Below are 18,720 nucleotides of genomic sequence, written 5' to 3'. Positions count from 1 at the left end.
CTTGTCTCCTCTCCCCATTGCCAAACCTCATGCCGAGCGCTATGGCTTCTCCATCCTCAATGGCGCCAGGTTGCCGGCGACCTCCATGACGGAGCCGAACCGATAGACCTTGCGCCAAGTGCCGTCCGGCAGCCGCGTCAGCAGGCACGGCACGCTCTCGATCCGGAACCGCTCGGCTAGCCCCGGCATCAAATTCAGATTGGCCGAACGGACTTCGACGCCGGGCGTCGCCGCTTCGGCGACTTCGAGCATGCGCCGCGCGACCGCGCACGTGCCGCAGAGCGGCGTATGGACGTACAGCGCGAGCGGTCCCTCATGGGCATCGAGCTCCGCCGTCCAACGTCCCGCTTCCCATTCCCGCATGCCGTCTCAGTTCCCCCAGCCGGACGCGTCCGCTCTCGCGGCTGCTTCGAGCACGTCGGCGGGCATCGGGCCGTCGTGAATATCGACGCCCGGCGGCTGCGCCTGGCGCAGCGCATGCACCATCTGCGCACGGCCCATCATGCTGGAGGAATGCACGTAGACGCTGGCGGGATACGTGGCGGCCGCGATCATGCCGTGAACGACCGCCAGGCCGTTCGGCAAGCCGATGCCGAGCTCGAAGTCGAGCGAGAGCACGTTCACCTCGTATTCGGCCAGCAGGAGCAAGCATTCCTCGGCGGACCGTGCGGCGACGAAGCCCTTCGGACAAGGCCGCACATCGTCCAGATATACGTTGATCACAAGGTCGCATCCCCTTCCCTTAATCGGCGCACCCGCGCGATCTGCGCCCGATGCGTGCCGTCCGGCCCGGCGGGCGTCTCCAGGATGAGCGGCACTTCGCGAAGCCGCGGCAGGGCCAGCAGATCGCGGAAGCCCGCGTCGCCGATGCAGCCTTGACCGATCGCGGCGTGGCGATCCCGCTTGGCCCCGGCGGGATAGCGGGAGTCGTTCAAGTGGACGGCGACGAGCGCGTCCCAGAAGCCGAGCCGGTCGCACCGTTCGCGGAACGAATCGCCGTTCGTCCCGTCCCATTCGCCGCTGGCGAACAGATGGCAAGTGTCCAGGCAGAACCCGACGGCTTCGGGCCGTTCGCACAAGCTGCGGATCTGCGTCAGCTCCTCCGGCGTCGTTCCGGCCGGACCGTGATCGCCGGCCTGGTTCTCCAGCAGAATCATCGCTTTGCCGTCCCAGCGCGCCAGCACGAGGTCGATCCATTCGATGATCCGGCGATAGCCCTTCAAGGGGTCGTCCCCTTTGAAGACGCCGAAATGAACGACCGTGCCGAGGGAGCCGCAGGCTTCCGCGATCGCCAGGTCGTTCCATACGCTCGCCGCCATCTGCAAGGCGGCGTCGCCTTCGGCAGCCGGATTGATGAGATAGGCCGAATGTCCGATCGAGACGACGCCTTCTTCCCTGCACCAAGCCGCGCAGCGTTCGGCATCGCCCCGGTCGAACTGCTTCAACTGAAGCGTCCGCGGGTTGGAGGGGAAGTATTGGAACGCGTCGCCCCCCATCGCTTTCGCCGAGCGGGCCGCCTCCCGGTACCCCTTCCGCGTGCTGACGTGACTGCCGACGATCGTCATCTAGCCGTCTCGCTGGCAGTCCGGGCAGTAGAACATCTTCCGCCCCGCAAGGGTCTCCAGCCGGATCGTGCCGCCGCAGCGCGGACAAGCTTCCCCTTCGCGGTCGTACACTTTGCAGCGCGCGTCATGCCCGCCGGTCAGCGTATCATCCTGCGTGAGCGGACGGTCCATATAGCCGCCGTTCGCGGCGGCTTCCGTCAGCACTTCGCGCATGGCGAGGTATAGCCGATCCTTCGTCTCTTCGGCGAGCTGCGGGATCGCGGCGTCCGGCTTGACGCCGGCTTCGAAGCAGATCTCGTCCCCGTAGCAGTTGCCGATGCCGGAGACGAACTTCTGATCGACCAGCACGGGCTTCAGCTTGCCGCGCCGCTTGGCCAGCCGAGTCTTGAAGGCGGCCTGGGTGAGCCGGGCGTCGAACGGATCGGGCCCGAGAGCCCGCAGCTGCTCCTGCGCGATCTTCGCGCTCAGACGATGCAGGAAGCCGAGGCGAAGGCCGCCGAAGAACAGCCGGTTGCCGTCGCCGAACGTCAGAATGACTTGATAGTGCTCGTCTTCTTTGGGCGCGTTCGCCCCGTAGTGCAGATAACCGCCGAGCATCAAGTGAAGCAGCAGCCGGTATCCGTCGTCCAGGTGGAACAGCAAATGCTTGCCGCGCCGCTCCACGTACAGAATGCGTCTGCCGCTGAGCGCGGACGCGAACGTCTCGGGCGGTTCGTTGATCGTTTTGTCGCGGTGGACGACCGCATTCGCGATGATCTGACCGCTCACGAGCGGCGAGAGCAATCGGCGATAAGTTTCCATCTCGGGCCATTCCGGCATTCAAGTTCAATCCCTTCGGTCATCCTTGCGGATCGTCGTATGTAATGAAGGCATAGAGCCGCTCCGGGTCGGCGCAGACGGCGTCGGGCATCGCCCCCGCCGCCGCGCACCGTTCCCGCCAATCCGCGGCGGTGCACAATCCGGTCAGGACGAGCACGGTCGGACAGCCCGCCGCGAGACCCGCGGCGAGGTCGGTATGGGGGTTGTCTCCGACAACCCAGGCTTCTTCGGCGCTCACGCCGGCCAGCGCGAGCGCGTAATCCATGATGATCCCGGACGGCTTGCCGATGACGACGGGACTTGCGCCCGTCGCCGTCTCCAGCAGCGCGGCGATGCTCCCGGCGCCGGGCAGGAAGCCGCCCCCGACCGGCAGGAGCCGGTCGGGGTTCGTCACAAGGTACGTCGCGCCGTTCAGCAGGTGGTCGACCGCCTCCGTCAGCTTGTCGTAAGTGAGATTGCGGTCGATGCCTTGAACGACGATCTGCGCTTGCTCCGCGCTGTCCGGGTCGTCCAACAGGCGCAGGCCCGCTTCCCGGAGCGCTTCCCGCAAGCCGTGCTCGCCGACGACGTAGGCCGCGGCCCCCGGATGGCGCTCGCGCGCGTAGGCTGCGGCGGCCATCGCCGACGTGATCACCCGGTCGGCGCGTGCGGGAATACCTAGTTTATGCATATGCTCCGCTACTTGCGCGGGCGTGCGCGTAGAATTATTCGTCAAGAACCAGCACGGCCAGCCGCGCGCCTCCAGATCCGCGATCAGCCGATCCGCGCCGGGGATGAGCTCGTCCCCCCGGTACAGCGTGCCGTCGAGATCGAACAGCAGCGCCTTGGGCGGACGCGACAGGGCATCCGGCCGCAGCGCGAGCGTCGCGTTCTCCACGGTATACGTTCCCCCTTGTTGCGTATAATTTATGTCCCAACAATACCCTTTTGCCGCGTGTTCCGCAAGCTTTAACGCGCGAGCGGCGCATTCGTCTTGCGCCGCAGCCGCTCGATCCGGTGCGCCAGCCCTTCCCGCTCCGCGCGTCCGCGCGCGGGATCGCGCGCCGATAGCGGCTTGCGATGGGCGAGCTCGAGCGCCCGCTCGGCGTAGCGCAGCGCGAGCGCCGCGTCCTTGACGCGGTGCTCGTACAGCATCGCCAGCTCCACGTGCGCCTCGAACGACGGCAGCACGCTCCGTTCGGCCGCTTCGGCGGCGCGCAGCCAGAGCGCCGCGGCTTCGTCCAGGCGGCCCAGCCTCTTGTAGCGCCCGGCCGTCGGCAGCAGCCAGCGCTCGGCGGACGTCTCCCGCCGCGCGATCAGCGCCGCGAACAGGCGCTCGGCATGATCGGGACCGCCGTTGGCATCGAGCCACGACGCCGTCCGGTACAGCTCTTCCGGCTCCTCGGGGAGCGCCCATTCGGCGCCGAGACGCCCGTCCAGCAGGCCGCCGAAGTGTATGGCGAGCGTGACGAGCGTCAGCACGTCCCGTTCGTTATGGATAAAGACGCCGCGCAGGTGCTCCGCGTCGCCTTCGTTCAGGTACCTCAGGTACAGCTCCGGCGCCAGCGCGCCCGGCACGTCGTGCGCGCGGCTGATGCCGAGCCGGTCTTCCTCGATGCGGCTCAGCTTGCATGACGGCAGCGTGTTGCGCCACAGCGCCCGCGACGGATGCAGGAAGTCCAGATGGCCCGGCTCCGCCCCGCTGCGGCGCCAGCCGTTCAGCACGAAGCGGTTCACCAGCACCGGCCAGTCGAACGTCCGGCCGTTGTAGGTGACCAGATGGGTGCGCCCGGCGAAACGGGTCAATAGATAGGCCAGCATCGCGCGTTCCTCGCCGGGATGGCGAATGAGCAGCTGCTCGACGACGAATTGCCGCGCCTTCAGGTCGGCATAGCCGATGCCGACCATGAACGGCACGTTGCCCGCGCCGACGCCGAGGCCCGTCGTCTCCGTATCGAGGAATAGCAGCCGCTCGGTCTCGATCGCATCCGGCTCCGCTTCCTCCCGATCCGTTCGCCCCTTGTTCTGACGCGCCGCTACCGGCTTCAGCTTGGCCGCATACGACGGCAGCTGTTCCAGCAAATAGTGCCCGTGCCGGTGCTCGAGCGGATAGACCGCCGTGCGCAGCAGGAAGACGCCGTGATCGTTGCGCACCTCTTCCGCGCCGAGGTCGGCGAACGCGTCCTCGCCTCGACCGCAGGCGGACGCGGGTCGTCCCGTGCCCTCTTCGCCGGCAGGGGTCATGCCGTTCCGCACCTCGGAGCCTGCCGCGTCCGCGCCGATCGACCGCGATTCATCGGCGGAACCCGCGGCCCGCACACCCCCGTCCGCCTCAGCCCGGGCCGCGGTATCCGCTTCGCGCGCGGCCGCCTCGGCTTGCTTCACGGACGCCGCATGGGCGCGCAGCCGCTCCAGCTTGTCGCGCAATCCGCCGCTCATGCTTCGTGCTCCGCGCAACGCAGCAGCGCAAGCGCCGGAGCCTTGTCCGGCAGGCCGACTCCTTGAAACAGGTCGACGCACGCCGGAAGTCCGCTTATGCAGTCGCGTCCCCGAACGAGCCGGCCCGCTCGGGAACGCGCTTCCCTTTCATTCCTGTGATTTTCATTCCGATACATGACGGGCATCCATCCTTGCTTGGGCATTTTCGTAGCTTAGCTTTACATCCCGATAAACATATTTCTGCTATAGGGACCCCAATTTTCTCCGTCAAACCCTGTCATTCCTTCTAAATTAACGAAACAAGGAAGTACCACGTGCATGATTCCCGATATCGCATTAAACCTAAAGGTCATGACAAATCTCATATTCGAATGGTCAATAGGCGTAATCCTCGCAAAATCCGGACGCACCGCATTTAATTCCGTAAGTCCCCAATCCATTCCTTCCGTTGCCATACCAGGGGGAATAGGTTGCTCTACATTGCTCCTGATCCAATAATTAGAAACGTTCGTAGCAGATGCCAGATCGGTCCGCTTATCATAAGTCATTATAATTTGATTCGGGGCAATTTGTCTTGCCTCCGCAAGAATCGGATGAGATGGCTTAAGTCGGTTGTCGTATGAAGAAATCATGTTTTCATCCTCCACAAAACGAATAGTCAATGGACTATTAGTTGTATGGCACTTGCCCGGCATTTGTCACAATATCCCGTTCGGCGTCGGCTTTTTCAACCGCTTCCTCAACGAACCTGCCATGAGAATCATCTATAATAAGTTCAATAGCTGAATGCTCTTGCGCTTCCCGTTCATCCCTGCGATCTCCATTCCGATACATGACGGGCATCCATCCTTGCATGGGCATTTTCGTATCAGATGGATGGCGGCGTCTCTGACTTCGTCGAACCTCTTGAACACGTCTTCGGCCAATCCGATACCGCCGGGATAATGGTCGTATATAAAAATCGTGGGCAGCCCGGTCTGGGCCGCCTTGATCTGCGGGGTGACATGCACGTCTCCCCTGTCGCACATCACCAGGACGGGCACGATATGCTGCAAAACGTTCGCGATTCCCAGCAGCAGCTGTTCCAGCGATTTCGTTCCGATTTCCGGGTCGACCTCTTTCAATTCCAGCCAGGCAGCGCTCGTGTGCAGTTCTTCTTCCGGCAGGTGAATCGGCCCCGATCCGATATTTTCGAACGTGGTCAATTTGATTTTCTTGAAAATCGTAGGAATCATATTCACCGAAACGTCGCCAAAATGGATAGCGGCTTGCCGGCTGTCTTTCGTCCGGTCCATCTCCAGCACTTTCAGGTTCACGGCCAAGTTCGCGTCGGTGTAGTACTCCACGTCGACTTCGCGAACGTACGCTTTTTTGTGATCCCAGTCCAATTTCTCGACCTGGTACTGGACGCCCTCATGCAAATAGATCGCTTCGTCGTGCAACAGGGTCATCGCGCTAAACCGGTCCATCTCCCCGATGATCTTCACGGCAGCGACGTCCGACTGGTCTACGATCACGACGTTCTCCTGCGAAGCCGATCTTAGGCTGATCTCGCTCGCCGGGAACGACTGCGCGGCCCAGTAGAACGTCTCGCCGTGGCGGTGCAGCACGCGTTCCTCCTGGAGGTATTCCAGAATGTCCGTGACGTCCAGCGGACCGAACGCCTCGGTCGTCTTGAACGGCAGTTCGTAAGCCGCGCAACGCATATGGTCAACCAGGATGATTAGATTCTCCGGATTGATTCTCGCATGTTCCGGCGTCCGGTCAAAGAAGTATTCCGGATTTTGAACGATGTATTGATCAATGGGAGTCGAACTAGCGACCATGATGATGAGGGCTTCCCCGTGACGCCGTCCGGCGCGGCCCGCCTGCTGCCAGGTGCTGGCGATGCTGCCGGGATATCCGGTCATGACGCACACTTGCAGCTGCCCGATATCTACCCCGAGCTCCAGCGCGTTCGTGCTGACGACGCCCAGTATTTCGCCTTCGCGCAATCCCCGTTCGATCTCCCGCCGCTGCTTCGGAAGGTAGCCGCCCCGATAGCCCCGGATCGACTTCGAACCGATCTCGTTCTTAACGAGTTCCTGAATATGGCTGAGGATGATTTCGACCCGTACGCGACTTCGGGCAAAGACGATCGTCTGAATTTTGTTTTTCAGGAATTCTTTGGCCAAGTTGTTGACCTCAATCGTCGAGCTCTTCCTTATGTTCAACGGGACGTTGACGATCGGCGGGTTGTAGAAAACGAAGTGCTTGCGCCCTCGCGGCGCGCCGTTGTCGTCGATCAGCCGCATGGGACTGCCCGTCAGCTGCTCGGCCAGCTCCTTCGGGTTAGCGATAGTGGCCGACGTGCAGATGAAAACCGGGTCGCTGCCGTAGAATTTGCATATCCGTCTCAGCCTTCGAATGACGTTCGCGACGTGGCTGCCGAATACCCCCCGGTAGGTGTGCAGCTCGTCGATGACGATGAACTTCAAATTTTCGAAAAGGCTCACCCATTTCGTATGATGGGGCAGAATCGCGGAATGCAGCATGTCGGGATTGGTGATGACAATGTGTCCGGCCAGTCTGACGATTTGCCGGATCGCCGGCGACGTATCCCCGTCGTACGTGTAGCTTTTGATGTCGATGCCCAATTCGTCGATGATTTCGTTCAGTTCGCTCTTTTGGTCTTGCGCCAGCGCTTTGGTCGGAAACAGGTACAGCGCCCGGCTGGTATCGTCCCGCGCGATGGCCTGGAGTACGGGCAGATTGTAGCACAGCGTCTTTCCGGAAGCCGTCGGCGTCACCGCTACGATATTTTCTTTGGCCGTTACCGTACGAAAAGCCGTTTCTTGGTGCGTATACAGTTCAGAGATTCCGCGCTTATGTAGAGCCTGCCGAATTCGCGGATCGACGCTTTCGGGCATAGGCCGTGTCTTCGCTTCTTGAGGCGGCATTTCGTACCAGTTCACGATATTTTCATTCGTTCGCAAATCGTCGATCATTTCAAGTAAAGACTTCTTCTTCCGCACGCGGTTCCCCCCTTGCCAATACGATTAGCGATGATCCGTTCGCTTTCCGGGCAGCGGTCGAAGGTATCGAGATCCTGGCACGCCCGAAAAAACCCGGCGGGTCACTTCGTATCGCTCCCGTCGCCTTTTTCTCCATTGTACAGAATACATGTTCGCCCAGCAACGGCAGAGCGGCGGGAAATCGCGCGAATCGGTTGCGAAATCCCGTATTTATAATTTTCTGAATATTTATGTCGAAAGGTTGCCCATCCCGCCGCAACGGGTCGAAAGCGACCCTCGTCGGCGGGCGAAACGGCGCCCCGGCTGTCGCTTCCTGCGCTTTCCCGGGAAAAGATGCAAATATTTCCCCGAAGGGTATGCTGGAGATAGATTCGCGAGAGGGAGGATACGGGATGACGCATTTCGCTTTGTTCCCGGAGGTAGCGGAGCTCCGCCATCCGGAATGCGAGTCCCCGAGGAGCGCAAGCCGCAGAAAAGCCGAATTCCCGCAGGCCGCTCGCGGAATCGATCGTCGACTTCTCCTCTTAGTTCGCCCCCTTGCGGAGGTGGTATAGAAGCCGGGCGAATCTGCCAAGCTATTGGACGGAAGCCAGCCGCTTCCCACCCCCGCGGAAGGAGGTAAGACAAGATGGCCAAACCCGACGATCGTTCGGACAATGTGGAGAAGCTGCAGGAGTCGGTCCAGAACACGATCGGCAATCTGGAAGAATCCCAGGAATATCTGGACGAGCACGCAGACGAAATAAGCCCGGAGGAATCGAGCACGCTGCGCGAGAAAAACGAACGCAGACGCGAGAGCATCTCCGCCCAACGCAGCGAGATCGAGGACGAGGCGAACGCTTAATCCGAGCCGTTCGTGTCGGGCTTCGCCGTCCTTGGACGGTGCAGCCTCACGGCTTCGAGATCGGAGCGAACCGCCCGCAAGCGCAAATACCCCTGCCACGCGATAGTCGGCCCGGAAGCCGCCCAACGCGAGGCAGGGGTTTTTTAAACCATTTAGAATTTATAAGTTTCATGCTTATCCATTTCTAAATGGTCTCCGATAAAAACGTCTCGCCCTCTTCTGAGGACGGCAAAGCCGTTTTTACTTGGTCATACAGAATTCATAAGTTTCACGCCAATCCATTTCTGTATGACCGCCGATAAAAACGTGTCGCCCTCTTCCGAGAAGACGGCAAAGCCGTTTTTACTTGCGTCCTTAACTTTTCTCGACGTTGAAGTATTGCGCCTCCGGATGCGCGAATACCATCGCCGAGACGGATGCTTCCGGTTCCATCATGAAGCCCTCGGTCAGATGCACGCCGATGTCCTCCGGCTTCATGAGCTCGAACAGCGGGCCTTGGTCCTCGAGATCCGGACAAGCCGGATAGCCGAACGACACGCGAATGCCCTGATAGCGGGCGCCGAAGCGCTGCTTCATCGTCAAGTCCGCCGGATCGGGGAAGCCCCAGTTGTCCCGCATGATCTGGTGGATGCGCTCCGCCATCCCTTCCGCGACTTCGAGCGCGGTCGCCAGCAGCGCATGGGAGCGCAGATAGTCGCCGCTCTCCTTCCACTTCTCCGCCTGCTCGCGGGTGCCGTTGCCGGCCGTCACGACGAGGAAGCCTACCGTATCCATAATTCCGCTCTGAACGGACTTCAGGAAGTCGGCCAGGCAGAGGAACGGCTCGACCGCTTGGCGCGGGAACGAGAACCGCTTGATCACCGTCGTCTTGTCGTCCGGATCGTAGATCAGGATGTCGTTGCCGTCCGACTGCGCCGGGAAGAACCGGTACATCGCCTGCGGCTTGATCCAACCGTTCCGCTGCGACTCCGCCATGATGTCGTCGATCGTCGCCTTCAACTGCACCGTGCGTTCGTCGCCGGATTTGAGCAGCTCCTCCACATTGCCCTTGAGACCCAAGTGGTGCCCCATCAGCATCTGCAAGTTTACGTAAGGAAGCACGTGCGGGAGCGGATAGTCGCGAAGGACGTGGCGCTCGTAATCCGGCGGCGCGAAGACGGGCGCGTCCGGCGAGACGTTCGACCGGCGGGCGCGCGACGGCGCCGGCAGATCGGGCTTTCGTTCGCCTTCGGCGACGAGCGTCGCGAGCGCGGCGCGATGCTCGCGCTCGATCTCGGTGCGCTGCGCGGGATCGCTCAAGCGGTTGGCGATGTCCAGACCGTCCATGGCATCCTTGGCGTACAGAACGACCCCTTCGTATTCGGGCGCGATCCGCGTCTTCGTGAACTTCCGCGTCAGCGCCGCGCCGCCGACGAGGATCGGGGCGTCGATGCCGGCATTGCGCAAGTCCTGCGCGGTCAGCACCATCTGCTGCGCCGATTTGACGAGCAGCCCCGACAATCCGATCGCATCCGGCTTCTCCGCCCGGTAGGCTTCGATCAGCTGTTCCGGAGGCACCTTGATGCCCAGATTGACGATGTGGTAGCCGTTGTTCGACAAGATGATCTCGACCAGGTTTTTGCCGATGTCATGGACGTCCCCTTTGACGGTGGCGAGCATGATCTTGCCTTTGACGGCGGAATCCGCCCGCTCCATATGCGGCTCCAGATGCGCGACGGACGCCTTCATGACCTCTGCGCTCTGCAGCACCTCCGCGACGATCAGCTCGTTGTTGTTGAACAGCCGCCCGACCTCCGACATGCCTGCCATGAGCGGCCCGTTGATAATATCGAGCGGCGCGTACTTCGCGAGCGCCTCGTCGAGATCGGCGAACAAACCTTCCTTGCTGCCCTCGACGACATAGCTGGCCAGGCGTTCTTCGAGCGATAAATTTTGGGCTTTGACCTTCTTCTCGACTTTCTTGTCCCGGAACGCGGCCACGAACGCGGCGAGCGTCGCGTCGTCCGTCCGGTAGAGCAGATCTTCGGCGAGCTTGCGTTCGTGTTCGGGGATCGAGGCGTAGCGCTCCAGCTTTTCCGTGTTGACGATCGCGTAATCGAGGCCGGCCTTCGTACATTCGTACAGGAATACCGAGTTCAGCACCTCGCGGCCCGCTTCGGGCAAGCCGAAGGAAATGTTGCTTACCCCGAGTATCGTCTGGCATTGCGGAAGCGCCTCTTTAATGAGGCGAATGCCTTCGATGGTTTCTTTCGCCGATCCGATATACTGCTCGTCGCCGGTGCCGACGGGGAATACGAGCGCGTCGAAAATGAGATCTTCGGACTGCAAGCCGTACTTGTTCACCAGCAAGTCATGCGAGCGGATCGCGACCGCCAGCTTGTCTTCGCGGGCGATCGCCTGCCCCCGCTCGTCGATCGTGCCGACGACGACGGCCGCGCCGTATCGGTGCAGGATCGGCACGACCTTCTCGAACTTCTCTTCGCCGTCCTCCAGATTGATGGAGTTGATGAGCGACTTGCCCTGGATATACTTCAGCGACATGTCGATTACCGCGGGATCGGTCGTATCGATCATGAGCGGAGCCTTGACCTTCTTCGTCACGAAGTCGAGGAACCGCTTCATGTCCTCGGTCTCGTCGCGGTCCGGATCCTGCAAGCAGACGTCGATCACGTGCGCGCCGCTCTTCACCTGCGCGCGGGCGATCTCCGAAGCTTCCTCGTATTTGCCTTCCGCGATCAGGCGCTTGAACTTGCGCGAGCCGAGCACATTCGTCCGCTCCCCCACCATGTAGGGACGGTTCTCGCTCTCGATGTACACCGTCTCGATGCCGGAGACGGCGGGCGGATGCTCCCCCGCCTGCTTGCGGGGAGCGATATCCTTGAGCGCCTCGGCCATCGCGGCGATATGCGCGGGCGTCGTTCCGCAGCAGCCGCCGGCCACGTTGAGCCAACCTTGCTCGCCGAAGGCGCGAAGTTTCTTCGCTAGCGATTCCGGCGATTCGTGATAGTTGCCGTTCTCGTCCGGAAGGCCCGCGTTCGGGTAGCAGCTGACCGCCGTCTTCGCGATCGCGGACAGCGAGCGGATGTGGTCGCGCATGAATTCCGGACCGGTCGCGCAGTTCAAGCCCACCGACACCGGATTCAGATGCTCAAGCGAGACGTAGAACGATTCGATATTCTGCCCCGCGAGCGTCGTGCCCATCGGCTCGATCGTGCCGCTGATCATGATCGGCAGCGTGACGCCGGACCGTTCGAACGCTTGACGCACGCCGATGCTCGCGGCTTTGACGTTCAGCGTATCCTGGCAGGTCTCGATCAGGATGAGATCGACGCCGCCTTCGATGAGCGCGAGCACCTGCTCCCGGTAATCGGTCACGAGCTGATCGAATGTCACGCCCCCCGTGACGGACAGCGTCTTGGTCGTCGGACCGAGCGCTCCGGCCGCGAAGCGCGGCTTCTCCGGCGTCGAATAGCGGTCGCATGCTTCGCGCGCCAGGCGGGCCGCCGCCAGATTGATCTCGCGCGCTTTCTCGGGGATGTCGTACTCCGCCAGCACGACGGCGGTGGAGCCGAACGTGTTCGTCTCGATAATGTCGGACCCCGCTTCGAGATACGCGGCATGTATGCCATATATAACGTCCGGCCGCGTCAGGACGAGCATCTCGTTGCAGCCCTCCAGCTCTTCCCCGCCAAAATCGTCGGCTGTCAAATCGGCCGCCTGAATCATCGTGCCCATCGCGCCGTCCAGGATGAGAATGCGTTTCTGGAGCGCCTCTTGCAATGACGGTTTCGAATCGGTTACAGTCATGTGTAGGTGCCTCTTCCCTCGTCTGAAAAATCATTAAACTCTATACTACCAGAATCGGTCAGACACGAAAAGATGCACTTGAAGCGCGATGTCGACATCGCGCGGAAATGGGTTTATAATTAAGTCATTAATTCTCATTGGGAAAGAAGGAATAATGCCATGGCTAAAGTGCGCGTGCGCAATACTGGCGAATTGATCGAAGGCGAAGAGAACGTCCGTTCCTTCCTCGAGAAACAAGAAGTGCTCTACGAACATTGGGAGCCGAGCAAGCTGCCGGAACGTCTGCAAGAGAACTTCGACCTGACCGCCGAAGACAAGGAAGAGATCCTGAACACCTTCGATACGGAGATCCGCGATCTGGCGGGCCGCCGCGGCTACAAGACTTGGGACATCGTCGTCCTCTCCGAGTCTACGCCGAACATCGAGGAGCTGCTGAAGAAGTTCGAGCAGATCCATACGCACACCGAAGACGAAGTCCGCGCCATCACGGCCGGCGAAGGCATCTTCATCATCCGCGGCGACGAGAGCGTCGGCTACTTCGACGTCATCCTCTCCGCCGGCGACGTCATCTCCGTCCCGGAAGGCAGCGTGCACTTCTTCACGCTGACCGAAGCCAAGAAAGTCGTAGCCGTTCGCCTGTTCATCGAGACGGAAGGCTGGATCGCGCATCCTTACGAAGATCCGACGTTCGTGAAGTAAGCGACCGCGGCCGCTATCCGGCGCGACGATCGAATCCAACAAAAAGCCAATCCCCCGCTGCGAGGGATTGGCTTTTTTGTGCAATGCGGATGCGTTATCCCGTCCGCCGGCTTAGAGCTTCGCGACCAGCTCCGGCAGCTCGGAGAGACTGGCGATCTCGTGGCGGGGCACGATGTCGTCGTTGCGGGACGCGCCGTGACGGTTGATCCAGATCGAGATCATGCCGACGCCGTTCGCGCCCTGGATATCGGTCGTCAGCTTGTCGCCGACCATGACGGCCTCATCGACGTGAACGCCGAGGCGCTCGACCGCGTGGGCGAACAGTCTCGGCGAGGGCTTGCCTTCTCCGAACTGGCCGGAGATGACGATCTCGTCGAAGTAAGGGATCAATTCGGGCGTCATCGCCAGCTTCTCTTCTTGGAGGTCCGGGGAGCCGTTCGTCAGGAGCAGCAGCTTGTACTTGCCGCGGAGCGCGTCAAGCGCGGCGAACGTCTCCTCGTACGCCAGAGGCAACTTCCGGCGGTGCGCCGGAAACAACTCCGCCAGCTCGGCGCCCAGCGCCGGATCGTCGACGCCCAGCGCGGCGAGCCCGCGGGTCCACGCCTCTCTCCGGTAGGCCGGCACGATCCGCTCCATCTTGCGGAACATCTCATGCTCGCCGGCCGTGAAGTTCCCCCACAAGCCTTCGAACGGATTAATGCCGATCATCTGCGTGAACGGAAACGTCTCGTAGGTCTGATACAGCTTCCGCGCTTCGGCGCGGACCGCTTCCTCCAACGCTGCCGGGTCTACGCCCGCCGCATCGGACGCGGCCTGGCAGGTCGCTTCGAAGGCTTGCTTCACGCTGCGGTCGTCCCACAGCAGCGTGTCGTCCAGATCGAACAATACCGCGCGAATCGTCATCTTCTTCTCTCTCCCCATATGGCTTCTCTATTGGTACGAAACGCGATTACTTGGTTTTCAGCTCCCAGTCGATCTTGTTCGCCGTCGCGAATTCATGCAGCCGCTCCCCCATCTTCTCGATCGGGAACCGGTTCATGAGCTTCGAGAACACCCAGTTGCCGCCTTTGACCGTCTCGATGATGATGTAGCCGGGCTGCTGGATGATCTTGCGGACCTCGAGCGGCTTCAGCGTCTTGTAGCCCGCGAAGCGGCGCGTCTCCAGCCGATCCTTCGATACGGCCAGGAAAGGACGGCGCAGCGCGTAGAAGACCGCCAGCAGCACGTAGCATCCGACCGTCAACCAGAACATGGTCGGATCTTGATTGAACTTCGTCGACCAAGGCTGGAACAGAATAATGTAGAATGCGATGAGCAGCAGCAGCAAAAACGGCATCAGGATGCTGCGCCCTTTAAAACGGTCGATCTGCGCGGCTGGCGCGGAGAGCGACTGCTTGCCGTCTTTTTTGCGGCGTTTGTTCACTTGCTTGGAATTGCGTTCGACCATCCGTTCCCATGAGCGTGACAAGGTATGTCCTCCTATCGTGTAACGGCGCGGGCTTCATGCCCGGCCGGCAAACCCCCATTGGTCCCCGCTTGAATCAGTGCTTCAGATCGTTCTTCGGCGGCTCGTCCGTAAACTCGATCCGATCCAGCTCCTGACGGAAGTTGCGTTTGAAAATCTCCAGATATTGCTTGCGCAAGGCTTGACGCTCCAACGTTTCTTCCTCGTTCAGCCCGACCGTCTTATGCTTCTTCGCAAGCTCGTTGATTCTAGCGATCAATCGATCCATTTCCACGTATGACACCTCCCGAAATACCTCTTCTACTTTGACATTTTCGCAGGGAGCTTGTCAAGGAATCTAACGGCAAAAAGAGACCGACGGAATCGGTCTCCAAACTGATCTATAGGGGGCCCCAAACGGAGCGATATCGCTCTCTAAGCGAAGCGTCGAATGGATTAAGACGGCAGGCGCGGCGTGATCGAGACGGGAATAATCAGCTCCTGCCCGCTGTCCAGCGAGGAAGACGTCAAGCCGTTGCGCTTCATGATCCGGTGGACCGCTTCGCGCGTATCCAGGCCGTCGCGCTTGACCGATTCGGCGATCGACCACAGCGTGTCGCCGGCGTCTACGGAGACGACGGCCTCCGTTGCGGCGGCAGGCTCCGGCGCGGACGCTCCCGCGAAGGACCTCACGACGGCGAATCCGCTGAATAGCAGCAGGAATGCCGCCAAGAAAAAGAAGCTGCGCGCGCTGCGGAATCCGAACGCGGCGGCGCGGGCGCGCCCCTTTACCTTCTCCGTCTTCTTATATGTAAAGCCATTCGATTCCGCTCCCGAGACCACAGTCGAATTGGAACCGAGTACCCATGCTTGAACCATGACGCTCACCCCAAACGTTTGTTCTTGTTTGGATCGTAACACGAACACATGTTTGAGTCAATCGTTTTTTCGAACATTTGTTCCCTGAGAACGAATGTTTGTGCGAACTCCGGTTCTGTGCTATAATTTGTCATCATGAACTTTCGTTCCGAGGAGGGCTTCGGCCGTGTCGAAGATGTCCAACCGCCAGACCGCTATATTGGATTTTATAAAGAATGAAGTCCGCGAGAAGGGCTACCCGCCTTCCGTCCGGGAGATCGGCGAAGCCGTCGGACTCGCCTCCAGTTCGACCGTGCACGGTCACCTGGACCGCCTGGAGAAGAAGGGCCTGATCCGCCGCGACCCGACGAAGCCTCGCGCGATCGAGATTACCGACGGCGAGGACGATCCAATCGTCCAATTCGCGCATTCGGTACGTCAAGTGCCGCTCGTCGGCAAGGTGACCGCCGGCATGCCGATCACGGCTACGGAGAATATCGAAGACTACTTCCCCCTGCCGGCCCAGATGGTCGGCGATCAGACCGTATTCATGCTCTCCGTCAGCGGTGAGAGCATGATCGAAGCCGGCATTCACGACGGCGATTACGTCATCGTCCGCCAGCAGCCTACGGCCAACAACGGCGAGATCGTCGTCGCCATGACCGAAGAGGACGAGGCGACGGTCAAGACGTTCTACAAGGAGCGCGACCACTTCCGCCTCCAGCCGGAGAACAGCGCGATGGAGCCGATCCGCCTCGACAAGGTCAGCATCCTCGGCAAGGTCATCGGCCTGATCCGCAGCATCCGCTAGTCCCAAGCGCATCAAGGTGATAGGGACAGAGATGGGGCAGCGATGAGCATCGAGGCACTGCAAGGTTGTCCAAGCTCCAGCCCGTACCCCAGGACCTCCCCCGACTTCGCTCGGCGGGAGGTTTTTTCTTGTTGCGCTCCGCCTTCCTTTTCCCAACGGCTTTCTACGCTGGTGCCGGCCGGGATAGCCGGTTTCGGCGGGTATCTCCCAGCTACATGTGCTGGTTGCACATGAGATAACCGGATTGAGCGGCTATCTCCCGCCATCATGAGGCGAACAGACACGAGATAACCGGTTTGAGCGGTTAACGCGCAGCAGATTAGGCTATTTTGGGCGGTGATAACCGGTTTGAGCGGTTAACAAGTGACCGATTGGGCTATATGCGGTGGAGATAGCCGGTTTGAGCGGCTAACGAGCGGCAGATTGGGCTATATGCGGTGGAGATAGCCGGTTTGAGCGGTTATCCCCGCCATTACTCGGCGATCGGGCACGGGTTAACCTGTTCCGGCGGCGATCTCCCGCCCCGCGGCCCCGCACCGGCTGACATAACGCAAAAAAAAGCGGGAGTCCGAGACTCCCGCTTTTGCCAAGATAGACGACCGATTAGTACATCGTCAAATATTGATCCCGCTCCCACTGGTGAACCTGGGTGCGGTACATGTCATACTCAATTTCCTTCATCTCGAAGAAGTGGCTGAGCGCATGATCGCCGAGCGCCTCGCAGACGACTTCGTCGCGCAACATCTCGGAGAGCGCTTCGCGCAGGTTGAGCGGCAGGCTCGGGATGCCGGCGTCGATCCGCTCTTCCTCGCTCATGACGTAGATGTTGCGGTCGACCGGCGCCGGGAGCGATGTCTTGTTGCGGATGCCGTCCAAACCGGCCTTCAGCATGACGGCAAGCGCCAGGTAAGGGTTCGCGGCCGGGTCCGGATTGCGCACTTCGACGCGCGTGCTGAGGCCGCGGGAAGCCGGGATCCGGATCATCGGGCTGCGGTTGCTGGCCGACCAGGCGACGTAGCAAGGCGCTTCATAGCCGGGCACGAGACGCTTGTAAGAGTTCACCGTCGGATTCGTGATCGCGGCCATCCCGCGCGCATGCTGCAGGATACCTGCCATGTAATGGCGGGCTACCGAGCTCAGCCCCAACCGGTCGTTCGCCTCGAAGAAGGCGTTCTCGCCGCCGCGGAACAGCGATTGGTGGCAGTGCATGCCCGAGCCGTTCATGCCGAAGAGCGGCTTCGGCATGAACGTCGCGTGCAGACCGTGTTGGCGCGCGATCGTCTTGACGACGAGCTTGAACGTCTGGATCTGGTCGGCGGCGCGGATCGCGTCGGCATACTTAAAGTCGATCTCGTGCTGGCCGGGCGCCACCTCGTGGTGGGAAGCCTCGATCTCGAAGCCCATCTCCTCGAGCATCAGCACGATATCGCGGCGGCAATTCTCGCCCAGATCGGTCGGCGCCAGGTCGAAGTATCCGCCCTGGTCGTTCAGCTCGGTCGTCGGATTGCCCTTCTCGTCCGTCTGGAACAGGAAGAACTCCGGCTCCGGCCCGACGTTCATGGCGGTGAAGCCCATCTCTTCGGCCTCTTGGAGCGCGCGCTTCAGAATGCCGCGAGGATCGCCGGCGAACGGCGTGCCGTCCGGCATATAGATGTCGCAGATCAGGCGAGCCACGCGGTCTTGCGTGACCCACGGGAACACGACCCAAGTGTCGAGATCCGGGTAGAGGTACATGTCAGATTCTTCGATCCGAACGTACCCTTCGATGGAAGAACCGTCGAACATCATCTTATTGTCCAGCGCCTTGGTCAATTGGCTGACGGGAATCTCCACGTTTTTGATGATGCCCATCAAGTCGGTGAATTGGAGCCGAATGAAGCGGACGTTCTCTTCCTTGGCGATTCGTATGATATCCTCGCGCGTATAGCTCATGGGAACCTCCTAATAAGTTTGGCCGTTTGGCGTTTAAAGTGCTACTTGTTCTTGAAGAAGCGCGACAGTTCCCCTTGAATCAGCGAAACCTGTCCCGGACGCTTGTTGCCGGACATGAGCTGCTGCTTCAGCATCCGGTGAAGCTGCGAATCCGACATCTCGCGGCGCTTGACCTCGGATTGCTCGTTGATGATCGTCCCGTCGTCGGCGCCTTCGCCGACCGGATTCATCACTTGCTTGATGCCGGCGATATTCACGCCCTTCTCGATGAGCGATTTGATCTCCAGCAGCCGTTCGACGTCATTGAATGAGAACAGCCTTTGATTGCCTGCGGTTCTTGCCGGTTGGATCAGTTCGTGTTGTTCGTAATAGCGAATTTGCCGGGCGGTCAGGTCGGTCAGCTTCATTACGATGCCGATCGGGAACAGCGCCATGTTTCTGCGTATTTCATCGCCAGCCATCTCGTATCAACCTTCCATCTTGACGCGTTTAATTGAAACCACTCTCAT

At 60.7% G+C, this 18,720-nt stretch carries 18 protein-coding genes; 3 read left to right on the top strand and 15 right to left on the bottom strand.

Annotated features, from left to right (window positions below; all coding sequences use genetic code 11):
• Window positions 1-39: 39 nt before the first annotated feature.
• From H7C19_RS00580 to H7C19_RS00550, 8 genes are all read right to left on the bottom strand, one after another.
• Window positions 40-363, bottom strand: a complete 324-nt coding sequence (locus H7C19_RS00580; RefSeq protein WP_185140616.1) for a thioredoxin family protein — start codon at window positions 361-363, stop codon at window positions 40-42.
• 6 nt (window positions 364-369) lie between these two features.
• Window positions 370-723 (bottom strand): cyclic-phosphate processing receiver domain-containing protein, encoded by a 354-nt coding sequence (locus H7C19_RS00575; RefSeq protein WP_185140615.1) that lies wholly within the window; start codon window positions 721-723, stop codon window positions 370-372.
• Window positions 720-1,565, bottom strand: a complete 846-nt coding sequence (locus tag H7C19_RS00570) for a deoxyribonuclease IV (RefSeq protein WP_185140614.1) — start codon at window positions 1,563-1,565, stop codon at window positions 720-722. Before H7C19_RS00570 ends, H7C19_RS00575 begins: the two co-directional genes overlap by 4 nt.
• Window positions 1,566-2,384, bottom strand: a complete 819-nt coding sequence (gene mutM, locus H7C19_RS00565; RefSeq protein WP_185140613.1) for a bifunctional DNA-formamidopyrimidine glycosylase/DNA-(apurinic or apyrimidinic site) lyase — start codon at window positions 2,382-2,384, stop codon at window positions 1,566-1,568.
• Window positions 2,385-2,403: 19 nt separating this feature from the next.
• Window positions 2,404-3,261: an HAD-IIA family hydrolase gene (locus H7C19_RS34555; protein WP_313731242.1), complete on the bottom strand. Its 858-nt coding sequence runs from the start codon at window positions 3,259-3,261 to the stop codon at window positions 2,404-2,406.
• Window positions 3,262-3,332: 71 nt separating this feature from the next.
• Entirely contained in the window at window positions 3,333-4,802 is a 1,470-nt protein-coding gene (locus H7C19_RS34550) for a ribonuclease H-like domain-containing protein (RefSeq protein WP_246469225.1), read from the bottom strand.
• Between the two features lie 218 nt (window positions 4,803-5,020).
• The gene (locus H7C19_RS00555) at window positions 5,021-5,434 is read right to left on the bottom strand and encodes a hypothetical protein (RefSeq protein ID WP_185140611.1); all 414 of its coding nucleotides are present in this window, start codon (window positions 5,432-5,434) and stop codon (window positions 5,021-5,023) included.
• Window positions 5,435-5,566: 132 nt separating this feature from the next.
• Window positions 5,567-7,789, bottom strand: coding sequence for a DEAD/DEAH box helicase (locus H7C19_RS00550; protein ID WP_185140970.1), 2,223 nt, complete (start codon window positions 7,787-7,789; stop codon window positions 5,567-5,569).
• A gap of 655 nt (window positions 7,790-8,444) precedes the next feature.
• Here H7C19_RS00550 and tlp point away from each other — a divergent pair.
• Complete coding sequence (tlp, locus tag H7C19_RS00545; protein ID WP_185140610.1) at window positions 8,445-8,660, top strand: small acid-soluble spore protein Tlp; 216 nt, start codon at window positions 8,445-8,447, stop codon at window positions 8,658-8,660.
• A 354-nt stretch (window positions 8,661-9,014) separates the two neighbouring features.
• Here tlp and metH read toward each other — a convergent pair whose 3' ends face one another.
• The gene (gene metH, locus H7C19_RS00540) at window positions 9,015-12,467 is read right to left on the bottom strand and encodes a methionine synthase (protein WP_185140609.1); all 3,453 of its coding nucleotides are present in this window, start codon (window positions 12,465-12,467) and stop codon (window positions 9,015-9,017) included.
• Between the two features lie 159 nt (window positions 12,468-12,626).
• Here metH and mtnD point away from each other — a divergent pair, with 159 nt between their 5' ends.
• Window positions 12,627-13,166 carry an acireductone dioxygenase gene (mtnD, locus tag H7C19_RS00535; protein ID WP_185140608.1) on the top strand — a complete coding sequence of 180 codons (540 nt, stop codon included), beginning with the start codon at window positions 12,627-12,629 and terminating at the stop codon, window positions 13,164-13,166.
• A 111-nt stretch (window positions 13,167-13,277) separates the two neighbouring features.
• Here mtnD and H7C19_RS00530 read toward each other — a convergent pair whose 3' ends face one another.
• From H7C19_RS00530 to H7C19_RS00515, 4 genes are all read right to left on the bottom strand, one after another.
• Window positions 13,278-14,069, bottom strand: a complete 792-nt coding sequence (locus H7C19_RS00530) for an HAD family hydrolase (protein WP_185140607.1) — start codon at window positions 14,067-14,069, stop codon at window positions 13,278-13,280.
• Window positions 14,070-14,115: 46 nt separating this feature from the next.
• Window positions 14,116-14,634 carry a hypothetical protein gene (locus H7C19_RS00525; protein ID WP_185140606.1) on the bottom strand — a complete coding sequence of 173 codons (519 nt, stop codon included), beginning with the start codon at window positions 14,632-14,634 and terminating at the stop codon, window positions 14,116-14,118.
• Window positions 14,635-14,707: 73 nt separating this feature from the next.
• Window positions 14,708-14,899, bottom strand: a complete 192-nt coding sequence (locus H7C19_RS00520) for a DUF896 domain-containing protein (RefSeq protein ID WP_185140969.1) — start codon at window positions 14,897-14,899, stop codon at window positions 14,708-14,710.
• 167 nt (window positions 14,900-15,066) lie between these two features.
• Window positions 15,067-15,489 (bottom strand): LysM peptidoglycan-binding domain-containing protein, encoded by a 423-nt coding sequence (locus H7C19_RS00515; protein ID WP_185140605.1) that lies wholly within the window; start codon window positions 15,487-15,489, stop codon window positions 15,067-15,069.
• Window positions 15,490-15,655: 166 nt separating this feature from the next.
• On the opposite strand from H7C19_RS00515, the gene lexA reads away from it, so the two are divergent.
• Window positions 15,656-16,279: a transcriptional repressor LexA gene (lexA, locus tag H7C19_RS00510; protein ID WP_185140604.1), complete on the top strand. Its 624-nt coding sequence runs from the start codon at window positions 15,656-15,658 to the stop codon at window positions 16,277-16,279.
• Between the two features lie 603 nt (window positions 16,280-16,882).
• Here lexA and glnA read toward each other — a convergent pair.
• The gene (glnA, locus tag H7C19_RS00505; protein ID WP_185140603.1) at window positions 16,883-18,211 is read right to left on the bottom strand and encodes a type I glutamate--ammonia ligase; all 1,329 of its coding nucleotides are present in this window, start codon (window positions 18,209-18,211) and stop codon (window positions 16,883-16,885) included.
• 41 nt (window positions 18,212-18,252) lie between these two features.
• A complete protein-coding gene (locus H7C19_RS00500; protein ID WP_185140602.1) occupies window positions 18,253-18,672 on the bottom strand; it encodes a MerR family transcriptional regulator in 420 nt (139 codons plus the stop codon).
• Between the last annotated feature and the right edge of the window lie 48 nt (window positions 18,673-18,720).

It is taken from the genome of Cohnella nanjingensis (assembly GCF_014212125.1).
In the GTDB taxonomy this organism is placed as follows: domain Bacteria; phylum Bacillota; class Bacilli; order Paenibacillales; family Paenibacillaceae; genus Cohnella; species Cohnella nanjingensis.
This window is presented reverse-complemented; position numbering and strand designations above follow the sequence as displayed.